At 34.9% G+C, this 17,495-nt stretch carries 16 protein-coding genes and 1 pseudogene; 14 read left to right on the plus strand and 3 right to left on the minus strand.

What is annotated here, in order from left to right; genetic code table 11:
- Window positions 1-58 precede the first annotated feature (58 nt).
- Together DW114_RS20120 and DW114_RS20125 are read right to left on the minus strand one after the other, a co-directional pair.
- Complete coding sequence (locus DW114_RS20120) at window positions 59-1,294, minus strand: sensor histidine kinase (protein WP_117456035.1); 1,236 nt, start codon at window positions 1,292-1,294, stop codon at window positions 59-61.
- Entirely contained in the window at window positions 1,291-1,968 is a 678-nt protein-coding gene (locus DW114_RS20125) for a response regulator transcription factor (RefSeq protein WP_117456037.1), read from the minus strand. The genes DW114_RS20120 and DW114_RS20125 overlap by 4 nt, the downstream gene beginning before the upstream one ends.
- Window positions 1,969-2,103: 135 nt before the next feature.
- Here DW114_RS20125 and DW114_RS20130 point away from each other — a divergent pair, with 135 nt between their 5' ends.
- The 9 genes and pseudogenes from DW114_RS20130 (at window position 2,104) to DW114_RS21560 (ending at window position 10,666) form a co-directional block, all read left to right on the plus strand.
- Entirely contained in the window at window positions 2,104-2,823 is a 720-nt protein-coding gene (locus DW114_RS20130) for a polyphosphate polymerase domain-containing protein (protein ID WP_117456039.1), read from the plus strand.
- A complete protein-coding gene (locus DW114_RS20135; protein ID WP_117456041.1) occupies window positions 2,816-3,478 on the plus strand; it encodes a DUF4956 domain-containing protein in 663 nt (220 codons plus the stop codon). Before DW114_RS20130 ends, DW114_RS20135 begins: the two co-directional genes overlap by 8 nt.
- Window positions 3,479-3,525: 47 nt before the next feature.
- Window positions 3,526-4,052: pseudogene (locus DW114_RS21880) on the plus strand (carbohydrate-binding domain-containing protein); the annotation flags it as partial.
- 561 nt (window positions 4,053-4,613) lie between these two features.
- Window positions 4,614-5,384, plus strand: coding sequence for a hypothetical protein (locus DW114_RS21885; protein ID WP_394336432.1), 771 nt, complete (start codon window positions 4,614-4,616; stop codon window positions 5,382-5,384).
- A 115-nt stretch (window positions 5,385-5,499) separates the two neighbouring features.
- Complete coding sequence (locus DW114_RS20150) at window positions 5,500-6,276, plus strand: MurR/RpiR family transcriptional regulator (RefSeq protein ID WP_117456047.1); 777 nt, start codon at window positions 5,500-5,502, stop codon at window positions 6,274-6,276.
- Window positions 6,277-6,397: 121 nt separating this feature from the next.
- The gene (locus tag DW114_RS20155; protein WP_117456049.1) at window positions 6,398-7,879 is read left to right on the plus strand and encodes a glycoside hydrolase family 1 protein; all 1,482 of its coding nucleotides are present in this window, start codon (window positions 6,398-6,400) and stop codon (window positions 7,877-7,879) included.
- Window positions 7,872-9,653 (plus strand): beta-glucoside-specific PTS transporter subunit IIABC, encoded by a 1,782-nt coding sequence (locus tag DW114_RS20160; protein ID WP_117456051.1) that lies wholly within the window; start codon window positions 7,872-7,874, stop codon window positions 9,651-9,653. Before DW114_RS20155 ends, DW114_RS20160 begins: the two co-directional genes overlap by 8 nt.
- Before the next feature lie 172 nt (window positions 9,654-9,825).
- The gene (locus DW114_RS20165) at window positions 9,826-10,533 is read left to right on the plus strand and encodes a YjjG family noncanonical pyrimidine nucleotidase (protein WP_117456053.1); all 708 of its coding nucleotides are present in this window, start codon (window positions 9,826-9,828) and stop codon (window positions 10,531-10,533) included.
- Window positions 10,523-10,666 (plus strand): hypothetical protein, encoded by a 144-nt coding sequence (locus DW114_RS21560; protein WP_178695255.1) that lies wholly within the window; start codon window positions 10,523-10,525, stop codon window positions 10,664-10,666. The genes DW114_RS20165 and DW114_RS21560 overlap by 11 nt, the downstream gene beginning before the upstream one ends.
- 98 nt (window positions 10,667-10,764) lie before the next feature.
- On the opposite strand, the gene DW114_RS20170 is transcribed toward DW114_RS21560, so the two are convergent.
- Window positions 10,765-11,649, minus strand: a complete 885-nt coding sequence (locus DW114_RS20170; RefSeq protein ID WP_117456055.1) for a diacylglycerol/lipid kinase family protein — start codon at window positions 11,647-11,649, stop codon at window positions 10,765-10,767.
- A gap of 202 nt (window positions 11,650-11,851) precedes the next feature.
- Between DW114_RS20170 and DW114_RS20175 the strand changes: the two genes are divergently transcribed.
- Genes DW114_RS20175 through DW114_RS20195 form a run of 5 tightly spaced genes read left to right on the plus strand, consistent with a single transcriptional unit; the run spans window position 11,852 to window position 17,423 of the window.
- Window positions 11,852-12,619 carry a threonine/serine exporter family protein gene (locus tag DW114_RS20175; protein WP_117456057.1) on the plus strand — a complete coding sequence of 256 codons (768 nt, stop codon included), beginning with the start codon at window positions 11,852-11,854 and terminating at the stop codon, window positions 12,617-12,619.
- A gap of 1 nt (window position 12,620) precedes the next feature.
- Window positions 12,621-13,061, plus strand: a complete 441-nt coding sequence (locus DW114_RS20180) for a threonine/serine exporter family protein (RefSeq protein ID WP_117456058.1) — start codon at window positions 12,621-12,623, stop codon at window positions 13,059-13,061.
- Window positions 13,058-15,331, plus strand: a complete 2,274-nt coding sequence (locus tag DW114_RS20185; protein ID WP_117456060.1) for a U32 family peptidase — start codon at window positions 13,058-13,060, stop codon at window positions 15,329-15,331. The genes DW114_RS20180 and DW114_RS20185 overlap by 4 nt, the downstream gene beginning before the upstream one ends.
- Complete coding sequence (locus DW114_RS20190) at window positions 15,322-16,650, plus strand: MATE family efflux transporter (protein WP_233509625.1); 1,329 nt, start codon at window positions 15,322-15,324, stop codon at window positions 16,648-16,650. The genes DW114_RS20185 and DW114_RS20190 overlap by 10 nt, the downstream gene beginning before the upstream one ends.
- Window positions 16,647-17,423, plus strand: a complete 777-nt coding sequence (locus DW114_RS20195) for an HD domain-containing protein (protein ID WP_117456062.1) — start codon at window positions 16,647-16,649, stop codon at window positions 17,421-17,423. Before DW114_RS20190 ends, DW114_RS20195 begins: the two co-directional genes overlap by 4 nt.
- Window positions 17,424-17,495 lie beyond the last annotated feature (72 nt).

Here is a 17,495-nt window from a genome sequence, read left to right on the forward strand (position 1 = left end):
AATCCGGTGCTAATGTTTAATTATTTTTAAGACATTTTCATTTTTGCTTGACAGGACTTCAACCATTTTTAAGCGGAAGTATCAATTGAAAACAGCATCCTTCTACTTCATTGCTTTCTACCTGTATCTGACCATGATGGGCATCCATGATGCTTTTCGCAATTGGTAAGCCTAAACCATAACCACCCTCATGTACTCTTGCTTTATCACAACGATAAAAACGTTCAAAGATATGGGCTTGTTCCTCCTTAGAAATATAACTGCCGGTATTGTGAATCTTACAGACTAGTTTTTCATTATTCTTTTTTAAATGAATCGATATCTTTCCTTTTGCGGGTGTATATTTACAGGCATTATCAAGAAAAATCAGCATGACTTGTTTTAGCTGTGCTTCATTGCCGCTTACATATAAATCGTTTTCTATTTCGCTGTGTAAATGGATGCCGTGTTCATAAGCAATACTTTCAAAGGGCAGGATACAGTTCCATACGATATCACTAAAGTTTATGTTTTGAAATTCCACAGGCAGACGGTTTGCGTCACTTTTCGCAAGAAATAACAAACTTTCTACCAGCTTTTTCATACGTTGGGCTTCACTTTGTATGCTGTTGATCCACTTCACCTGATGATCAATAGTATCGTTTGCATGGGCAAGCAAGATATCGCTATCTGCTAAGATCACAGTCAAAGGTGTTTTTAGTTCATGCGAAGCATCCGCAACAAACTGTTTCTGTTGATCCCATGCATGCTGTACTGGTCGTAATGCCCAGTTAGACAAAATAAAACTCAATAGTAAGAAAGCCAGAAAAGCAAAAGTACCCACAATCATCGATGTAATAATCAAATTTTTCATATCTTTAAGATTGGCGCTAATATCAACAAACGCAATTTGATAGTTGGAAGATGTCTGTTTGATCTGATAAGCCAGACTTTGTGATTGTAAGATACCTTTTTGTTTATCCTTAATATCCATAGTGGAAAGAATGTTCTGCAGGCTTTCTTGATCTACATCCAGATTCATGGCATGTATGGAAATGATCGTACCATTGAGATCTGTTTCTACACGAAAAGCATTATGCATGCCAAAAGCTTTATCATCTTTATGATCATTAAACTCAAACTTTGGAATTTCTTCTTTCTGTTGCATCATCAACGTACGTGACAAATTATCATCTATCTCTTGCTGCATATGATGATAATTACTGAAACAAAGGATACCAAATACAATGATCAATATCAAAGTAACACAGGACATGGTGATCCAAATAAACTTTTTACGAAGTTTTTTTATCATAAAGCATCACACTCCAAACGATAACCAAGTTTTCGATGAGCTTTAATCTCTACCTTGCTTTCAAGATAAAATAGTTTCTTTCTTAAAAAGGAAATGTACGCTTCTACATTATTATCTACAGCCTCACTGTCACAACCCCATACTTTTGTGATCAGTTCTTCTTTACTGATGATCATGGATGGATGCTGCATAAATAACTTCATGATTTCAAATTCTTTATATCCAAGGGTGATATGTTTTTGTGCACACAGTAATTCACATGTATCTAATTGAAGACGCAAGTCATGAAAGCTTAATTCATGAAGGATCATTTCACCTTTTCTTCGTGTAAGAGCATAGATTCTTGCTAATAGCTCAGCCGGCGCAAATGGTTTGGTCATATAATCATCTGCCCCAAGCGTTAAACCTTTTACTTTATCGGGGATTTCATCTAATGCGGTCAACATCAGCACTGGCGTATGATGGTTCATTTCTCGTAACGTCTGTACGATCTCAAATCCATTTTTCTTTGGCAGCATGACATCTAGTATGATCATATCAAAGAGATCACTCATGGCATAAGACAAACCCTCCTCGCCATCATATGCAATGGTTGTCTGAAATTTTTCTTCCTCTAATATCTGACGAAGTGCATCGGCTAAATTTCTTTCATCTTCTACAATCAATACCTGCATAACATCACCTCATTTCTACCTCCATTATACACAAACTTTCACAAAGAAAGCTGAAAATAAGCTGAAACTTGTCTTTCAGTTTGATTTAAGGTTTCTGTTATATCATGTAAGTGTAAAAGGAAAGCAGGTGGAAATATGGCAAAAACACAAACCGTGTTTGCACGCTATGAGAAAAAATATGTGGTATCATCTAAAAAATATGCAAAACTAATAGAAAAAATAACGCCGTATATGGCATTAGACGAATATGGAAAATATACGATTTGTAATATTTATTATGATACCGACAGTTACGAATTAATTCGCCATTCTCTGGATAAACCTTCTTATAAAGAAAAACTGAGAATACGCAGTTATGGTACACCACATGATGAGGATTCGGTATTTATAGAATTAAAGAAAAAGGTAAATGGTATTGTATATAAACGAAGAACGATTCTGCCTTGTGCAATCGCTATGGATTATATGAATCGGTGTATTATGCCAAAAAATGACCAGATTCTAAAAGAAATTGGATGGTTTATCCAGCGTTATGATTTATCAAAACAGACATATATCGCATATGATCGTATGGCGTATTTTGGTAAAGAGAATCATGATCTTCGTATCACTTTTGACTTTGATTTACGCTATCGATTAGACCACTGTGATTTGCGTTTTAAAGATGATGGCGCACCGATTCTTGATCATAATGATATACTAATGGAAATCAAAATGCCATTAGCGATGCCTTTATGGTTATCGAATATCTTAAACGAATTAGAAATATATCCATGTTCCTTTTCTAAATATGGAACATGTTATCGGGAACATATATTTGCACAAGAAAAAATAGGAGGATTTGTTTATGTTTGATAGTATTTTTACATCGATGAATGTCATAGATATGTTGATTTGCAGTGGGGTATCCATTATTTGTGGATTATTTATTGGTTATGTATATATGTTTAAAAATGTATATCATAAAGGTTTTGTGGTCAGTGTGGTATTGATGCCTGTCATCGTGCAGGTAGTCATTATGATGGTCAATGGCAATTTAGGAACCGGCGTCGCTGTTGTCGGAGCATTTTCACTGGTACGTTTTCGTAGTGTTGCCGGCGGTGCACGAGAAATATCTACTATATTTTTATCAATGGCAATTGGTCTTGCGACAGGTATGGGTTATGTTATGTTCGCAATCGTCTTTGCGCTGTTGATTGGTATTACCAGTATGATTTTATATGGCAGTTCATTTGCGGAAGCGAATGTAATGGAAAAAGAATTAAAAATAACAATACCAGAATCTTTGGATTATGAAGGCATCTTTGATGATATTTTCCAACAATATACCACAAAAAACGAATTGTTGAAGGTGAAAACGACCAATATGGGAAGTTTATACGAATTACATTATCATATCTGTTTACGAAAAGGTATTGTGGAAAAAGAAATGATTGATGAATTACGGTGTAGAAATGGCAATCTGAATATCATATGCGGCAGACTACCTGTAAATAAAGAAGAACTTTAGGAGATGAGGATATGCGGAAACAAACAATAATTGCTTTTATACTCAGTATGGCTTTATTAATTAATGGATGTCAAAAGAAAGAGGAATCTACCACCAATACATCACAAGCTCAATCCACAACGGTAAAGACTGCCACAACATCCAAGATCGATTTCACTTTTGCGGATGAAGATTTTGATGATTCCTATGATGAACAGGCGATATCCATTGGCTTATCGGATACATCTTTGAAAGCTGATGGTGTTTCTATCAAGAATGGAAGTATTACCATATCCAAGGCAGGTACTTACGTATGCAGCGGAACGCTAAAAAATGGTTCTATCATTGTGGATGCAGGCAAAGAAGACCTAGTTCGTATCGTATTAAATAATGCCAATATCACAAGTGATACAAGCAGTGCAATCTATGTAAAACAAGCAAAAAGACAGTATTGATTTTAGCGAAAGATAGTGAAAATACAATCAGTGATGCGAAAGATTATACCTATGAGGATGCAGAAAAAGAAGAACCCAATGCCGCAATCTTTTCAAAAGATGATTTAAGTATCACTGGTAGTGGAAAACTTATTGTAAATGCAAATTTCAATCATGGCATTTTCTCAAAAAATCAACTGGTCATTACGAGTGGTAGTTTTGATATCACAAGTCAAAATGATGGATTAAAAGGAAAAGACGGTATTGCGATTGCGGATGGTACATTTACCATCAACGCTCAGGGTGATGGTATGCAGGCAAGTGAATCACAAGAGGAAAGTAAAGGCTGGGTATATATTGAGGCAGGTACTTTTCATATCACATCCCAAGGGGATGGAATACAGGCAGAAACAAATTTAGAAATTAGTGATGGAACCTTTGATATCACAACTGGAGGAGGCAGTCAAAATGCTTCCATAAAATCTGATTGGGGAAGATGGGGACCACAGGATCAAACATCCACAAGTGAAGATACTACCAGTGCTAAAGGTATAAAGTCTGGAAAAGATATGATCATATCCAAGGGTACCTATACGTTTGATACAAGTGATGATGCGATACATACCAACGCATCTATGGATATCAAAGATGGTACTTACACCATACAAAGTGGAGATGATGGCATACATGCAGATGAAACACTGACAGTGGAAAAAGGCAGTATGGATATCAAAAAAAGTTATGAAGGAATAGAAGGAAATCAAATAGTGATACAGGGTGGAGATATTCAGGTCGTGTCAAGTGATGATGGTTTAAATGCAGCTGGAGGAAATGATGGAAGTTCGATGAATGGGCGTCCTGGACAAAATACATTTAGCTCATCTGACAGTGATGTATCTATCACGATTACGGGTGGAAATATCTATGTCAATGCATCCGGAGATGGTTTAGATTCTAATGGCAATTTATATATCAAAGGTGGCAGTGTGATTGTGGATGGACCCCAAGATAGTGGAAATGGTGCATTAGATTATGATGGAACATGTGAAATTACAGGTGGAACATTGATTGCGGCTGGTATGAGTGGCATGGCGCAAATGCCATCAGATACAAGTTCTCAGGCAAGTGTGATGATCACCTTTGATCAAACACAAAGTGAAAATACACTGATATCACTCATGCAGGATAATGATTTGATCATTGCCTATGCACCATCAAAGAAGTTTAATAATATCGTTATATCCACGCCATCTCTAACAAAAGATAAAACATATTCGATTCAAAGTGGTGGTACCATCAGTGGCTTAGAAAGCAAAAAAGCAATCACAGAAGGTACAATCAACAATGCTTCTACCCTTGGCAGCTTTACTTTGTCTGATATGGCCACAAGTATTTCGCAGGATGGTACAAGTGTACAGGCAGGTATGAATCAGCCACAAGGAAAGCCAGGTGGAGATAAAGAAATGGGCGGCCCAGGTGGTCATGGTATGTAAGAACAGCAGAAATGCTGTTTTTTTCTTAAATTTCATGATAAAATAAAAATGAAGTACTCATACATTTACAAAATATCAATTGACGTTAATCAAACACATCATAAAGGAGAAAATCATGAGTAATATACGTATTCAATTATTGAATATCATAAATAGAGAGTCCCCTGATTCTATGAATTTTATCATTGCTCAATACATTCTTGAAAACTTAGAACGTAAAAAAGTAGTTTCCACAAAAGAGCTTGCGGATGAATGTAAAGTATCAAAATCATCAATTAGTCGGTTTTGTAGAAAACTTGGATATGAGGATTTCTTAGAACTACAAATCGCAATTGGAAGTTATAATTCTTTTATCGAAGAAAGATTTACTGATTTAAAAGGTGAAAATACGCACGCGCTCATTCAAAATTATTTTTTAGATATAAAAGAAATTATAAATCATTTAGATCAATCCCTTGAAGTTGAAGTGCTAGAAGAACTTGTGAAAGATATCCATGATTATGAAAGAGTTGCCTTGATGGGACATGTTCAATCAAGTTTTCCAGCATTTTCTTTACAACATTATTTAACAATCTTACATAAGTTTGTTTATTCTACACAGGATCTTAATGAACAAAAAGAAATGTTAGAAACACTGGATGATAGAAATCTTATTATCATTTTTTCTGCAGGAGGTAAATTTATTGAGCGTGTACTTGATCGAATGAATGTGATGAATCGAAAGCATCTTCCTAAAATATACATAATTACTGCCAATAAAACCAAACATCTTTCTTTTGTGTATAAATACATTGAATTGAAGGATAGTTTTAACTATACATCACCTATCATACTAGATATGTATTCCAATTTAATATCCTTGATATATAGGAAAAAGTATTCCGATAGCTAGTGACTTGTTAAAAGCTGTTTCATATTCTGAAACAGAAAATCATGTTTTGAAAAATCACGAAATGCGTGATTTTTTTTAGTATACTGACAATGTAAACAAGACAAGCCAAGGAGGAAAAAATATGAATTACCCATTTAAAATGTTTTGGGGAAGTGCGAGTGCTGACTTCCAATATGAAGGAGGATTTCATGAAGGCAATAGAGGTCTAATAACGCATGATATCGTTACGGATGGCTCTCATGAAAGACCTAGAAGGATTACTTATCAGATGCCAGATGGCACATTAGGATCATCTGCTTATCGTGATCCAATACCTGCAAATGCAATAGGCTGTGTTCATGAAGATGTATATTATCCAAGTCATCATGCTGTAGACTTTTATCATCATTATAAAGAAGATATTAAGCTTTTAGCTGATATGGGATTAAGCATGATGCGATTTGGTATTTGCTGGACAAGAATATTTCCAACAGGATTAGAAGAAAAACCTAATGAAGAAGGGTTACAGTTTTATGAGAATGTCGTTGATGAATGCTTGAAGTATGGAATTGAGCCTATGATTACCATTTGTCATGATGAACTTCCACTTTATTTGGCTAATACATACGATGGTTGGTCTGATCGAATATTGATTGACTGTTATGTTAAATTATGTAAAGCTCTATTTGAAAGATTCAAAGGAAAAGTTAAATATTGGCTGACATTTAATGAATTAAATGTACTACAAGGATTCTCCCATTTAGGGACACGAAATTCTGATGCTCAGACAACTTGGCAGGCAATACATCATGTATTCATTGCTAGCGCAAAAGCTAAAATCTTAGCTAAAGAAATGATGCCAGATGCAATGCTTGGCGCAATGTTTGCGACAAGTCCTGCGTATCCTAGTACATGTCATCCAGATGATCAAATGGCTTGGATGGCGCAAAGAAGAAGATTGTTCTATTTCTCAGATGTAATGTTGAGAGGTTATTATCCTAGCTATGCACAAAGTATTTGGAATGAATATGATGTTGTTATAAAAATGAAAGAAGAAGATGTAGATATATTAAAAGAAGGAACATTGGATTTTTATTCATTTAGCTGTTATCGATCTACAACGGTTGATCGAAATGACAAATTAGGAATTATCGCTTTACCTTTTGGCAAGAATCCTTATCTAAAATCAACGCCATGGGGATGGCCAATTGATCCAGTAAGCATACGTTATGTATTAAATGAAGTATATGATCGCTATCAAAAGCCATTGTTTATTGTGGAAAATGGATTAGGTGAAGTAGATCAACCCGATGAAAATCATTATGTCAATGATACATATCGAATCGCGTATTTAAATGATCATTTCTTAGAGATAAAAAAAGCTGTTGAAATCGATCATGTTGAAGTGTTAGGTTATACAATGTGGGGTGGTATTGATCTTGTATCTTTAAGTACTGGTGAAATGAAAAAACGCTATGGCTGGATATATGTTGATATGGATGATAAAGGAAATGGAACAAAAAACAGATATCCTAAAGCTTCCTATTATTGGATGAAAGAATTTATTCAATCAAATGGAAATAATTTAGTGATAAAAGATGAAAGAGGGAAAAAATATGAATAAAAAAGAATTGGGCGAACAGATTATTGAACTTGTTGGCGGCAGTGAGAATATAGAGAATATCATGCATTGTATGACACGTTTACGTATGAATTTGAAAGATAATGATAAAGTAGAAGTAGAAAAATTAGAAGCATTAAAAGATGTATTAAAAGTCCAGTTTAAAAATGATCAGCTACAAGTAGTGATTGGGCCACAGGTCGCTGAAATATTTCAGGCAATAGAAAGTAAATATAATTTTGGTGATACGAAGGAAGAAGTAAAAGAAAAACAAGGAATCTTTAAGCGTTTCCTGAATGTATTATCAAGTGTTTTTGTACCTGTGATTCCTGCTATTGCCAGTGCGGGTATGTTAAAAGCAATAATCGCCTTGATTAAAGCATTTGAAATTATTCCACTAGATAATGATATCTTTGTACTATTTAATATGATGGCCGATGTTGCCTTCTATTTCTTACCGATTTTACTTGCAGCATCTGCCTTAAAGATATTTCATACAAATCGCATGATTGCAATTGTATTAGCAGCAACTTTAATCCATCCTACCTTTACAGCACTTGTAGCTGATACACAGGCATCATTGACAATATTTGGAATACCAGTTCCATTGATTAATTATGCAAGCTCAGTTGTACCAATTATTTTATCTGTCTGGGTGTTGTCTTATGTTTATAAATATGTTGATAAATATATGCCAAATGCTTTAAAAGTCATTTTCACACCAACAATTACATTATTGATTATGGTTCCTTTCATGTTAGTTATCTTAGGTCCTTTAGGAAATTATGTAGGTACAATCATTTCTTATACGGTAGGTCAGTTATTTTCTTTCAATCGTTTTATAGGAGGATTCATCTTATCCTTTATTCGACCTTTGCTTGTTATAACAGGTATGCATCAAGCCTTTACACCAGTGATTTTCCAAAATCTAGCTGAAAGAGGAAGTGATTTCTTATTACCAACAATGATGATGTCTACAATGGGACAATTTGGTGCTGTAGCAGCAATGATATTTAAATATCGTAATAAAGAAAAGAAAGCAGTTGCAACATCTGCAAGTGTTTCTGCTATCTTAGGAATTACAGAACCTGCATTATATACAGTGTTGATTTATAATCGTAAAGCATTATTATCAGCGTGCTTTGGTGGCGCATTAGGTGGGGCATTTATTTCTATGACTGGATTTGAATTACCTGCATTTGCATCTAGCAGTATTGTAAGCTTACCTATTTATCTACAGGTAAATGTTCCTAATGTCATCATTGCTTTTGCAATCAGTATGATTTCGGCCTTTATTATCACAATGATAAGCGTTAAGACAGAAGATGAGGTATGTACTTCAAATGCGAAATTTATAGCTCCACTTACAGGGAAGATGATTACTTTATCAGAAGTGAATGATCCAACTTTTGCAAGCGAAACAATGGGAAAAGGATTTGCAATTATTCCAAGTGTTGGCGAAGTAATGGCACCATTTGATGGATCAATTACAACTTTATTTCCTACAAAACATGCGATTGGAATTACTTCTGATTCTGGTGAAGAAATATTGATTCATGTAGGAATTGATACAGTTGAATTAAATGGAGAATACTTTGAAGCAAAAGTGAAACAAGGGGACAAAGTAAAACAAGGGCAGGTTCTATTGACGTTCAATCAAGACAAAATTAGTGAAAAATATGATACAACAACTTCTATAATTTTCTTAAACACAGATAAAATACCACTGAATCCTGTTTCAAATAGTGAGATTTTAAGTGGACAAGCTTTATGTTAATGTGAGTTTGTATACAAGAAAAGTGTATTCAGGAATAGAATCTAATATTCATAAAAACACATAAATTGAAATTATTCACAAGATAGATCAAAGAGTAAGAACAGCAGAAATGCTGTTTTTTTCTCTGGTTTCATGTTAGAATAAGAACGCAATCATGATAAAAGGAGTCGTTATGAAGAAATATCGAAGTTTACTATTTGATGCAGATGGAACATTATTGGATTTTGAGGCCGCAGAAAAAAGTGCATTGCGCAATACATTTGCGAAATATCAGTTACCATTTAATGAAGAAATCGAACAAACATATACTAAATTAAACCAAGACCTATGGAAAGCGCATGAACGAGGTGAAATTGATCGTAATACACTGATCTACACTCGTTTTGGAAAGCTATTTGATATTTATCATTTTGACGCAGATGGCGTGAAATTTGAAGATGACTATCAATTAGCCCTTGGAGAAGGACATGAATTAATTAATCATGCAATGGAAGTTGTCACAACCTTAAAACATGATTACGACTTATATATCGTAACCAATGGGGTAATCGCAACACAATATTCTCGTCTAAAAGACAGTGGTCTGTATCAACACTTTAAGCAGATTTTTGTATCTGAAGAATGTGGTTATCAAAAACCATCAAAAGAATATTTTGATGTTGTTTTTGAGGCAATCAAACCAAAATCAAAAGAAGAAGTATTGATCATTGGAGATAGTTTATCCAGTGATATACAAGGGGGCAACAATGCAGGTATTGCGACCTGCTGGTTTAATCCAAAAGCTCATCCACATAAACATCACTTACGAATTGATCATGAAATAAAAGACTTACGCGAATTATATGATATTGTCGGGAAAGGAGATACATATGGCAGATAAGAAATTAGATACAAAAGCATTGTTAGAAAAAAGCAGAGCTGCAAAAGCAAATACACCAACCAAAGCATTACAGAAAAAATTAGGCAAGAAGAAAAATGGTGCGAAATTTGGCAAAGTAAATTTTAACGGATAAGAAAAAATGCTGATGAGGTTTCAGCATTTTTTTGTGATAGTTGGGTAGAGATATTATACCTAAATATCTATGAATCTAATCTAAGATATGGCTGTTTACTATACCAAAATCGTAACAGCTTTATTTTTATTTTCAATATGTGCTAGTGTTGTACTTCCACCATCCTCACCATCAAGTGTCCAAGGGATATCTTCTATAGATTCGATATCTAAACTGCTGGCAGTGGTAAAATACATCCAGTCATGGTTGACTTCACGTTTTAACAATGCGGCAATAATTACCTGGGCATCAAGGGGATTATTGGGTGTTCTAATCATCAGAATTTCAAACAGACCATCATCCAGCTGCGCATGTTTTGTGGAAACAGTTGTAAATCCAGCGACATATTTAGAATTGGTGATGCAACCAAACATATAATCATCTTCAATCGTTTCACCATTAACATGTAATTTTATATGATAGCGGGGAATATTTGCCAATTGTTTCATACCTTCCAGATAATAAGCAACTTTTCCAAACATGTTTTTTGATTGTTGTGGTGTGGAATAGGATACATCAGTAAAAATGCCAAATGCAGCAACATATGTGAAATAGCGGGTATTGAATAAACCGATATCACAGGCAAAAGGATTCCATCGTTCAATGGTATCCATTAATTTCTCAGGACTTTTACTGATTTTTAGAGTAGATGCGAAATCATTGACTGTACCAGAAGGAAGATAGGCAAGATGTGGTTGTGTGGATAAAGGAAGTACTCCATTAATAACTTCATTCCATGTTCCATCTCCACCAATACATAATAAAATATCATGACTTGGCCCAAGCTCTTTACTTAAGGTAATCGCATGGCCTTTTGATTGTGTAATGTACACATGAACATGATCTTGTGCCTTACTAAACCGATCGCATATCGTAAATAAAGCACTCTTTCCATTGCCTTTACCGGCTTTTGGATTCATAATGATCATTACATTTCGATTCATTGTATCACCCCATCATTTTTATTATTATAAACCAAAGCTTGTAAAAGGTAAAACAAAATGACAAAAACTGTGAATGAGTGAACTTCAAATCTTTTACATTCAGTATTTGCGATACATGCTTTTCATAAAATTTTTTATGTTCTTCATTTCTTTTTTTGCGTAAATGCTCTATACTATTGAGGTGGCAGGAAGTAGGGATAATATGGATACCAATCGTTTATTGGATATGGCGGCTTTTGCAGGGAAACTGTTAATAGAAAGCGGCGCAGAAATATATCGTGTAGAAGAAACTATGGTACGTTTATGTACCTGTTTTCATGAAGTAGAAGATGCACAAAGTTTTGTGACACCCACGGGTATCATGTTCTCTATCACTGTAGGGCAACAAACACTAACAAAAGTATTACGCGTGAAAAGTCGTGGAACTGATTTAAACTGTATTGATAAAATAAATGATTTATCAAGACGTGCGACACAACATGCGTATTCTATAGATGAAATATGGAAAGAGTTACAGGATATCGCCAATGAAAAGCGCTATGGCTTTTGGACTACTTTATTATTTGGGGCACTAAGTGCCTTGGGTTTTGCGATATTTTTTCATGGGACATGGAAGGAAGCATTCGTATCTTTTTTGATTGGAATGTTAATTAAAACTGTAAGCTTTTTACTAGAGAAGCGGGAATGGAATGTATTCTTTACCAATGCATTATCAGCAGGCTTGGCAGCGGTTGCGGCACTTGGTTTTCAATATATGGATCATGGTATTAATAGTGATATCGTGATTATCAGCAGTATCATGCTTTTGGTTCCAGGACTTGCGATTACCAATGCTGTTCGAGATACCATGGCAGGAGATTATTTATCAGGAGTGGCTCGTGCAACCGAAGCATTTTTAATTGCTGTAGCAATCGCAGTAGGCATAGGTTTTGTGTTAAGCATGTCTATTCGTTTGAAAGGAGGATTATAAGATGCTGGAAATATTAATTGGCTCTTTTATCGCTTCTTTAGGCTTTGGAATATTATTTAATATCAAAGGAAAAAAGCTGTTGCTGGCAGCAATTGGCGGTTCTTTGGGTGGTGTTGTTTATCAATTATGCTTAGATTTTGGCGCAAGTGAATTAAGTGCAATGTTTATCGCATCCATTTGTTTTTCACTTTATTCTGAGATATTGGCAAGAACTGCCCATACCCCGGTTACAACATTTATCATTTGTGCATTAATTCCCTTAGTACCAGGAGGTGGCATGTATCGTACGATGCTTGCCGCAATACAAGGAGATATTATGAAAGCTTTAACAATGGGCTTAGATACGATAACGATTGCAGGGGCACTTGTACTTGGGATATTACTTGTGTCCACGATTATGAAAGCAATCACAAAACGTAAAAAAACAGAGGTGAAAGCATGAAAAAAGTAGAACTATTAGCACCCGCAGGATCAATGGAAGCATTATATGCAGCTGTACAGAATGGTTGTGATGCTGTGTATCTTGGCGGAGAAATGTTTGGTGCAAGAGCATTTGCGCAAAACTTTTCAAGAGATGATTTAAAAGGAGCAATACGCTATGCTCATATGTATGGTGTAAGTGTTTATATCACAGTTAATACATTAATCAAAGAAGATGAAATGCATGCGGCCATTGATTATGTTTCTTATTTACAAGATATTGATGTAGATGCATTGATCATACAGGACTTAGGATTACTTCATGTTGTTAGAAATATGTTCCCGGATATGGAAGTACATGCTTCTACTCAAATGCATGTACATAATCCAGATGGTATTTTATTCTTGAAAAATCAAGGTGTAAAACGAGTCGTTGTCCCAAGAGAAACAACCATCGAAGAAATAGAAGCATACGCAAAACTTGGCGTGGATTTAGAAGTATTTGTACAAGGTGCTTTATGTGTGTCCTATTCTGGGCAGTGTTTGATGAGTTCTGTTTTATTTGATCGAAGTGGAAATCGTGGCGCATGTGCACAACCTTGTCGTATGCAATATGGCTTCTATCGAAAAGAAGAAGATTGTCTGGTGCCAATTAAAAGTAAAGGAGATTATCTGTTAAGCCCAAAGGACTTAAATACCCTAGAACGTTTGCCAGAATTAATAGATGCTGGCGTTGCTTCTTTTAAAATTGAAGGAAGAATGAAACGACCAGAATATGTAGCTTATATGGTATCACTGTATCGTCAGGCAATTGATGCACATTTAGCACATCGTAAATTCAAAGTTAGTAAAGAAATGATAGAAGATATGCAGAAATTATTTCATCGTGGATTTACAACAGGGCATATTTTTCATCAAAAAGGCAGTGCATTAATGAATCCAATTCGTCCTAATCATATGGGCGTGGAAGTTGGTAAAATCATTGGTTTGAAAAAAGATAAAATGCGTGTGAAATTAAGCCGTGATCTTGATCAGGGAGATGGTGTACGTATTTTAGGTGATGAAGATGAAGGATTTCGTGTGAATAAAATATATAAAGATGGCTTGCTTGTCAATCATGGCGATGCGGGAAGTATCATTGAATTAGATCGTATTTATGGTGTAAAAGAACATGCGATGATTCTAAAAACCAGTGCTGTTCACCAATTAAAACAGCTGCAAGAAAGCTATCAGGGATATCAGCGAAGAGTTGATATTTATGGCAGATTCACGATGAAAAAAGATCAACATCCATCACTTTCTGTATATGATGAGCAAGGCAATCAAGTAGAAATCATCAGTGAGTGTATTGTGGAAAAAGCTATGAAAACACCATTATCCAAAGAACGTTTAGAAGCACAGCTGATGAAAACCAAAGATACCCCATATACTTTTCAAAATATCGAATTTGATATGGATGAAGATGCAATCATGCCAATCAAAGAAATCAATCAGATGCGACGAGATGCTTTAGCGGCATTGAATGAAAAACGTGTCCTACAACATCCAAATCGCAGGAAAAATGATAAAAAAGATCAAATCATATCTTTAACACAAAAGAAAGAATGCAGTATCATCCTTCATACCTATGAACAATATCGTGCATGTGTTGATCAGGATGTTACCATCTATATTGATTCTTTGCCATTATATGAAAAAATCAAACAAGAAAATCCAGAAGTAAAGCCGATAACACCACGTATTATGAAAACAGCCTATCCAGATCAGGGTATGATACAAGATATTGGTGGATTATATCAGGAAAAAAATTATATTTATGGAACATCTTTAAATGTATCCAATTCCTATAGCGCACAGTTCTTATTTGAACATCAGGCACAAAGTGTTGTTTTCTCATTAGAAACAGATAAAGATGAATGTATAAAGATTATGAAGCAGGCAAAACAGCGTTATCATGGTGGAAGCTTTGCGTATGTAGTATATGGAAAACGAGAACTTATGGTAAGTGAATATTGTCCAATCAACGCAGTGGAAAAAGACAGTGATAAGAAAAACTGTGGCTTATGCCGTAAACATGATTATTTATTAATCGATAAGAAAAAACGTCAGTTTCCTTTGATGATGGATGAAAACTGCCGTATGCATTTATTAGAAGAAACTGCATGGAATCGTTTAGAGGATATTCAAGAGCTGAAAAAAGCAGGAATACAACATTTTATCTGTATATTGAACGATGAAGACGAACAGACAAGCAGAGAAGTAATCAAACAGGTGATGGGCCTATGTCAATGAATACCAAAACATTATTAACAGCACCGATTCCTAAGCTGTATCTTTCATATTTATTGCCAACATTAATCGCAATGTTATCTAATTCTTTATATTGTCTGGTAGATGTTTATTTTATCTCTAAAGGGGCTGGCAGTGTTGGTCTTGCGGCATTAAATATTGCCATGCCAATCTTTACACTATATTCAGCAATCGGCTTATTATTTGGTGTTGGTGGAGCAACGGTTATGGCAGTTGCGGAAGGCTCACATCATTTAAAGGAAAGAAATCAGGCGTTCACATTAAGTGTGGCATGTATGCTCATCATTGGGATTTTTATCAGCATTGCCGGTACTGTTTTTTTAGAACCTTTTGCCTATGCACTAGGCAGCAGTGAAGCATTATTGCCTTATGTAAAACAATATATGCTACCTGTTAATATCAGTGCTTTTGCTTTTGTGTTAATGTATGCCGCAAGTATTTTAATACGTGCAGACCATGCGCCAAAGCTTGCGATGAATGCCATGTTGCTTGGAAATATCAGTAATATGATATTGGATTACGTATTTGTAATGTTGTTTGGTATGGGACTACAGGGAGCCGCAATTGCGACATGTATCTCACCATTTTTAACGATTATCGGTGTATCCTTTCATTTTATACTAAAGAAGAATACAGTGCATTTTACAAAGGATTGTTTTCATAAAAATCTATTAAAACGTATTTGCAGCAATGGATTAGGCAGTGGAATCATGGAAATCAGTGCAGGGGCAATCATACTATTATTCAATGTGGTAATTTTGCATATGGCTGATGAATTATTTTTAGCAAGTTATGCGATTGTGACCAATATTGCTTATGTTTGTAAAGGTCTGTTGAATGGTTTTGCACAGGGAATCCAGCCAATCATATCCGCAAATTTTGGTGCTGGCAATCGTGAACGTGTCAAAGAAGCATTAAAGGTATGTATTTGTTTCGCATCTGCCTTCGCTATTATCGTATATTTGATTTTTTTGATATTTCCACAAGGTGTCGCTGCGTTATTTGCGAATGGTGATGGCGAGCTGATTACACAATCCGCTACAGGCATTCGTTTATATTTCTCATCTTTGTTATTCACTGCGATGATCACTATGATTATGTATTATTTCCAGTCTATTGAAATGGGAAAGCTATCCACAATGCTTGCGGTATTAAAAGGTTTTGTATTTATTGTAGTCAGTATGGCAATCCTGATTTTCTTATTTGGTATTGATGCTATCTGGTTAAGTGTAACTGCAGCAGAATTATTTGCATTAATGACTGCAGTTATGATCATCAAGAAAGGAAGATTGCTGGCATGATCAATTTAGAAAAAGCAAAGCAGGCATTTGCAGCCTATGTAAAACAATTTGATGTACATGATGAACAAATTCAATTGAAAATCAAACATACATATGAAGTTATGCGCTACAGTGAAATGATAGCGAGTGATTTAGCATTATCAGATGAACAAATAAAGCTTGCTTCTCTTATTGGTCTATTACACGATATTGGACGCTTTGAACAAATCCGAAGATATCATACATTTATTGACCGCGATAGTGTAAATCACGCAATGCTTGGCGTTGAAATATTAAAAGAAAAGGATTTTATACGTACTTTTGTAGAAGAAGGATATGATGATATAATTTTTACTGCCATTGCTAATCATAACAAATTTCGTATAGATGAAAGCCTTACAGGAGATACATTGATACAGGCAAAAATCATTCGTGATGCAGATAAAATTGATATCTTTCGGGTAAACAGTACACATAGCTGTGAAACATTGTTTATGTGCAGGGAAGATGAAATGAAAAATACATTAATATCTAAAGAAGTTTTTCAAGATTTTATGACACATACTTCTATATTAAGTGAAAAACGTAAAACACCAGGAGATATTTTAGTATCACATATAGCTTTGATTTATGATTTTAATTATCCAATATGTTTTAAAGTACTTTTACAACATTCATGGATACATGATTTATTACGTCGTTTTGAATTTGAAAATCCGAATACGAAAAGAGTTATTCAACAGATAGAACAGGAAATACTTGATTATTTAAATAAACATCAATTTTATAGTTGAATAATGAATGACATCAAGCTATAATAAGGATGCCAGTATTAGGTTGCATCGAAAGATGCTAGCTTATGTAAA

It is taken from the genome of Absiella sp. AM09-50, from assembly GCF_003433845.1.
GTDB classification, from domain to species: Bacteria; Bacillota_I; Bacilli_A; order Erysipelotrichales; family Erysipelotrichaceae; genus Hoskinsella; species Hoskinsella hominis.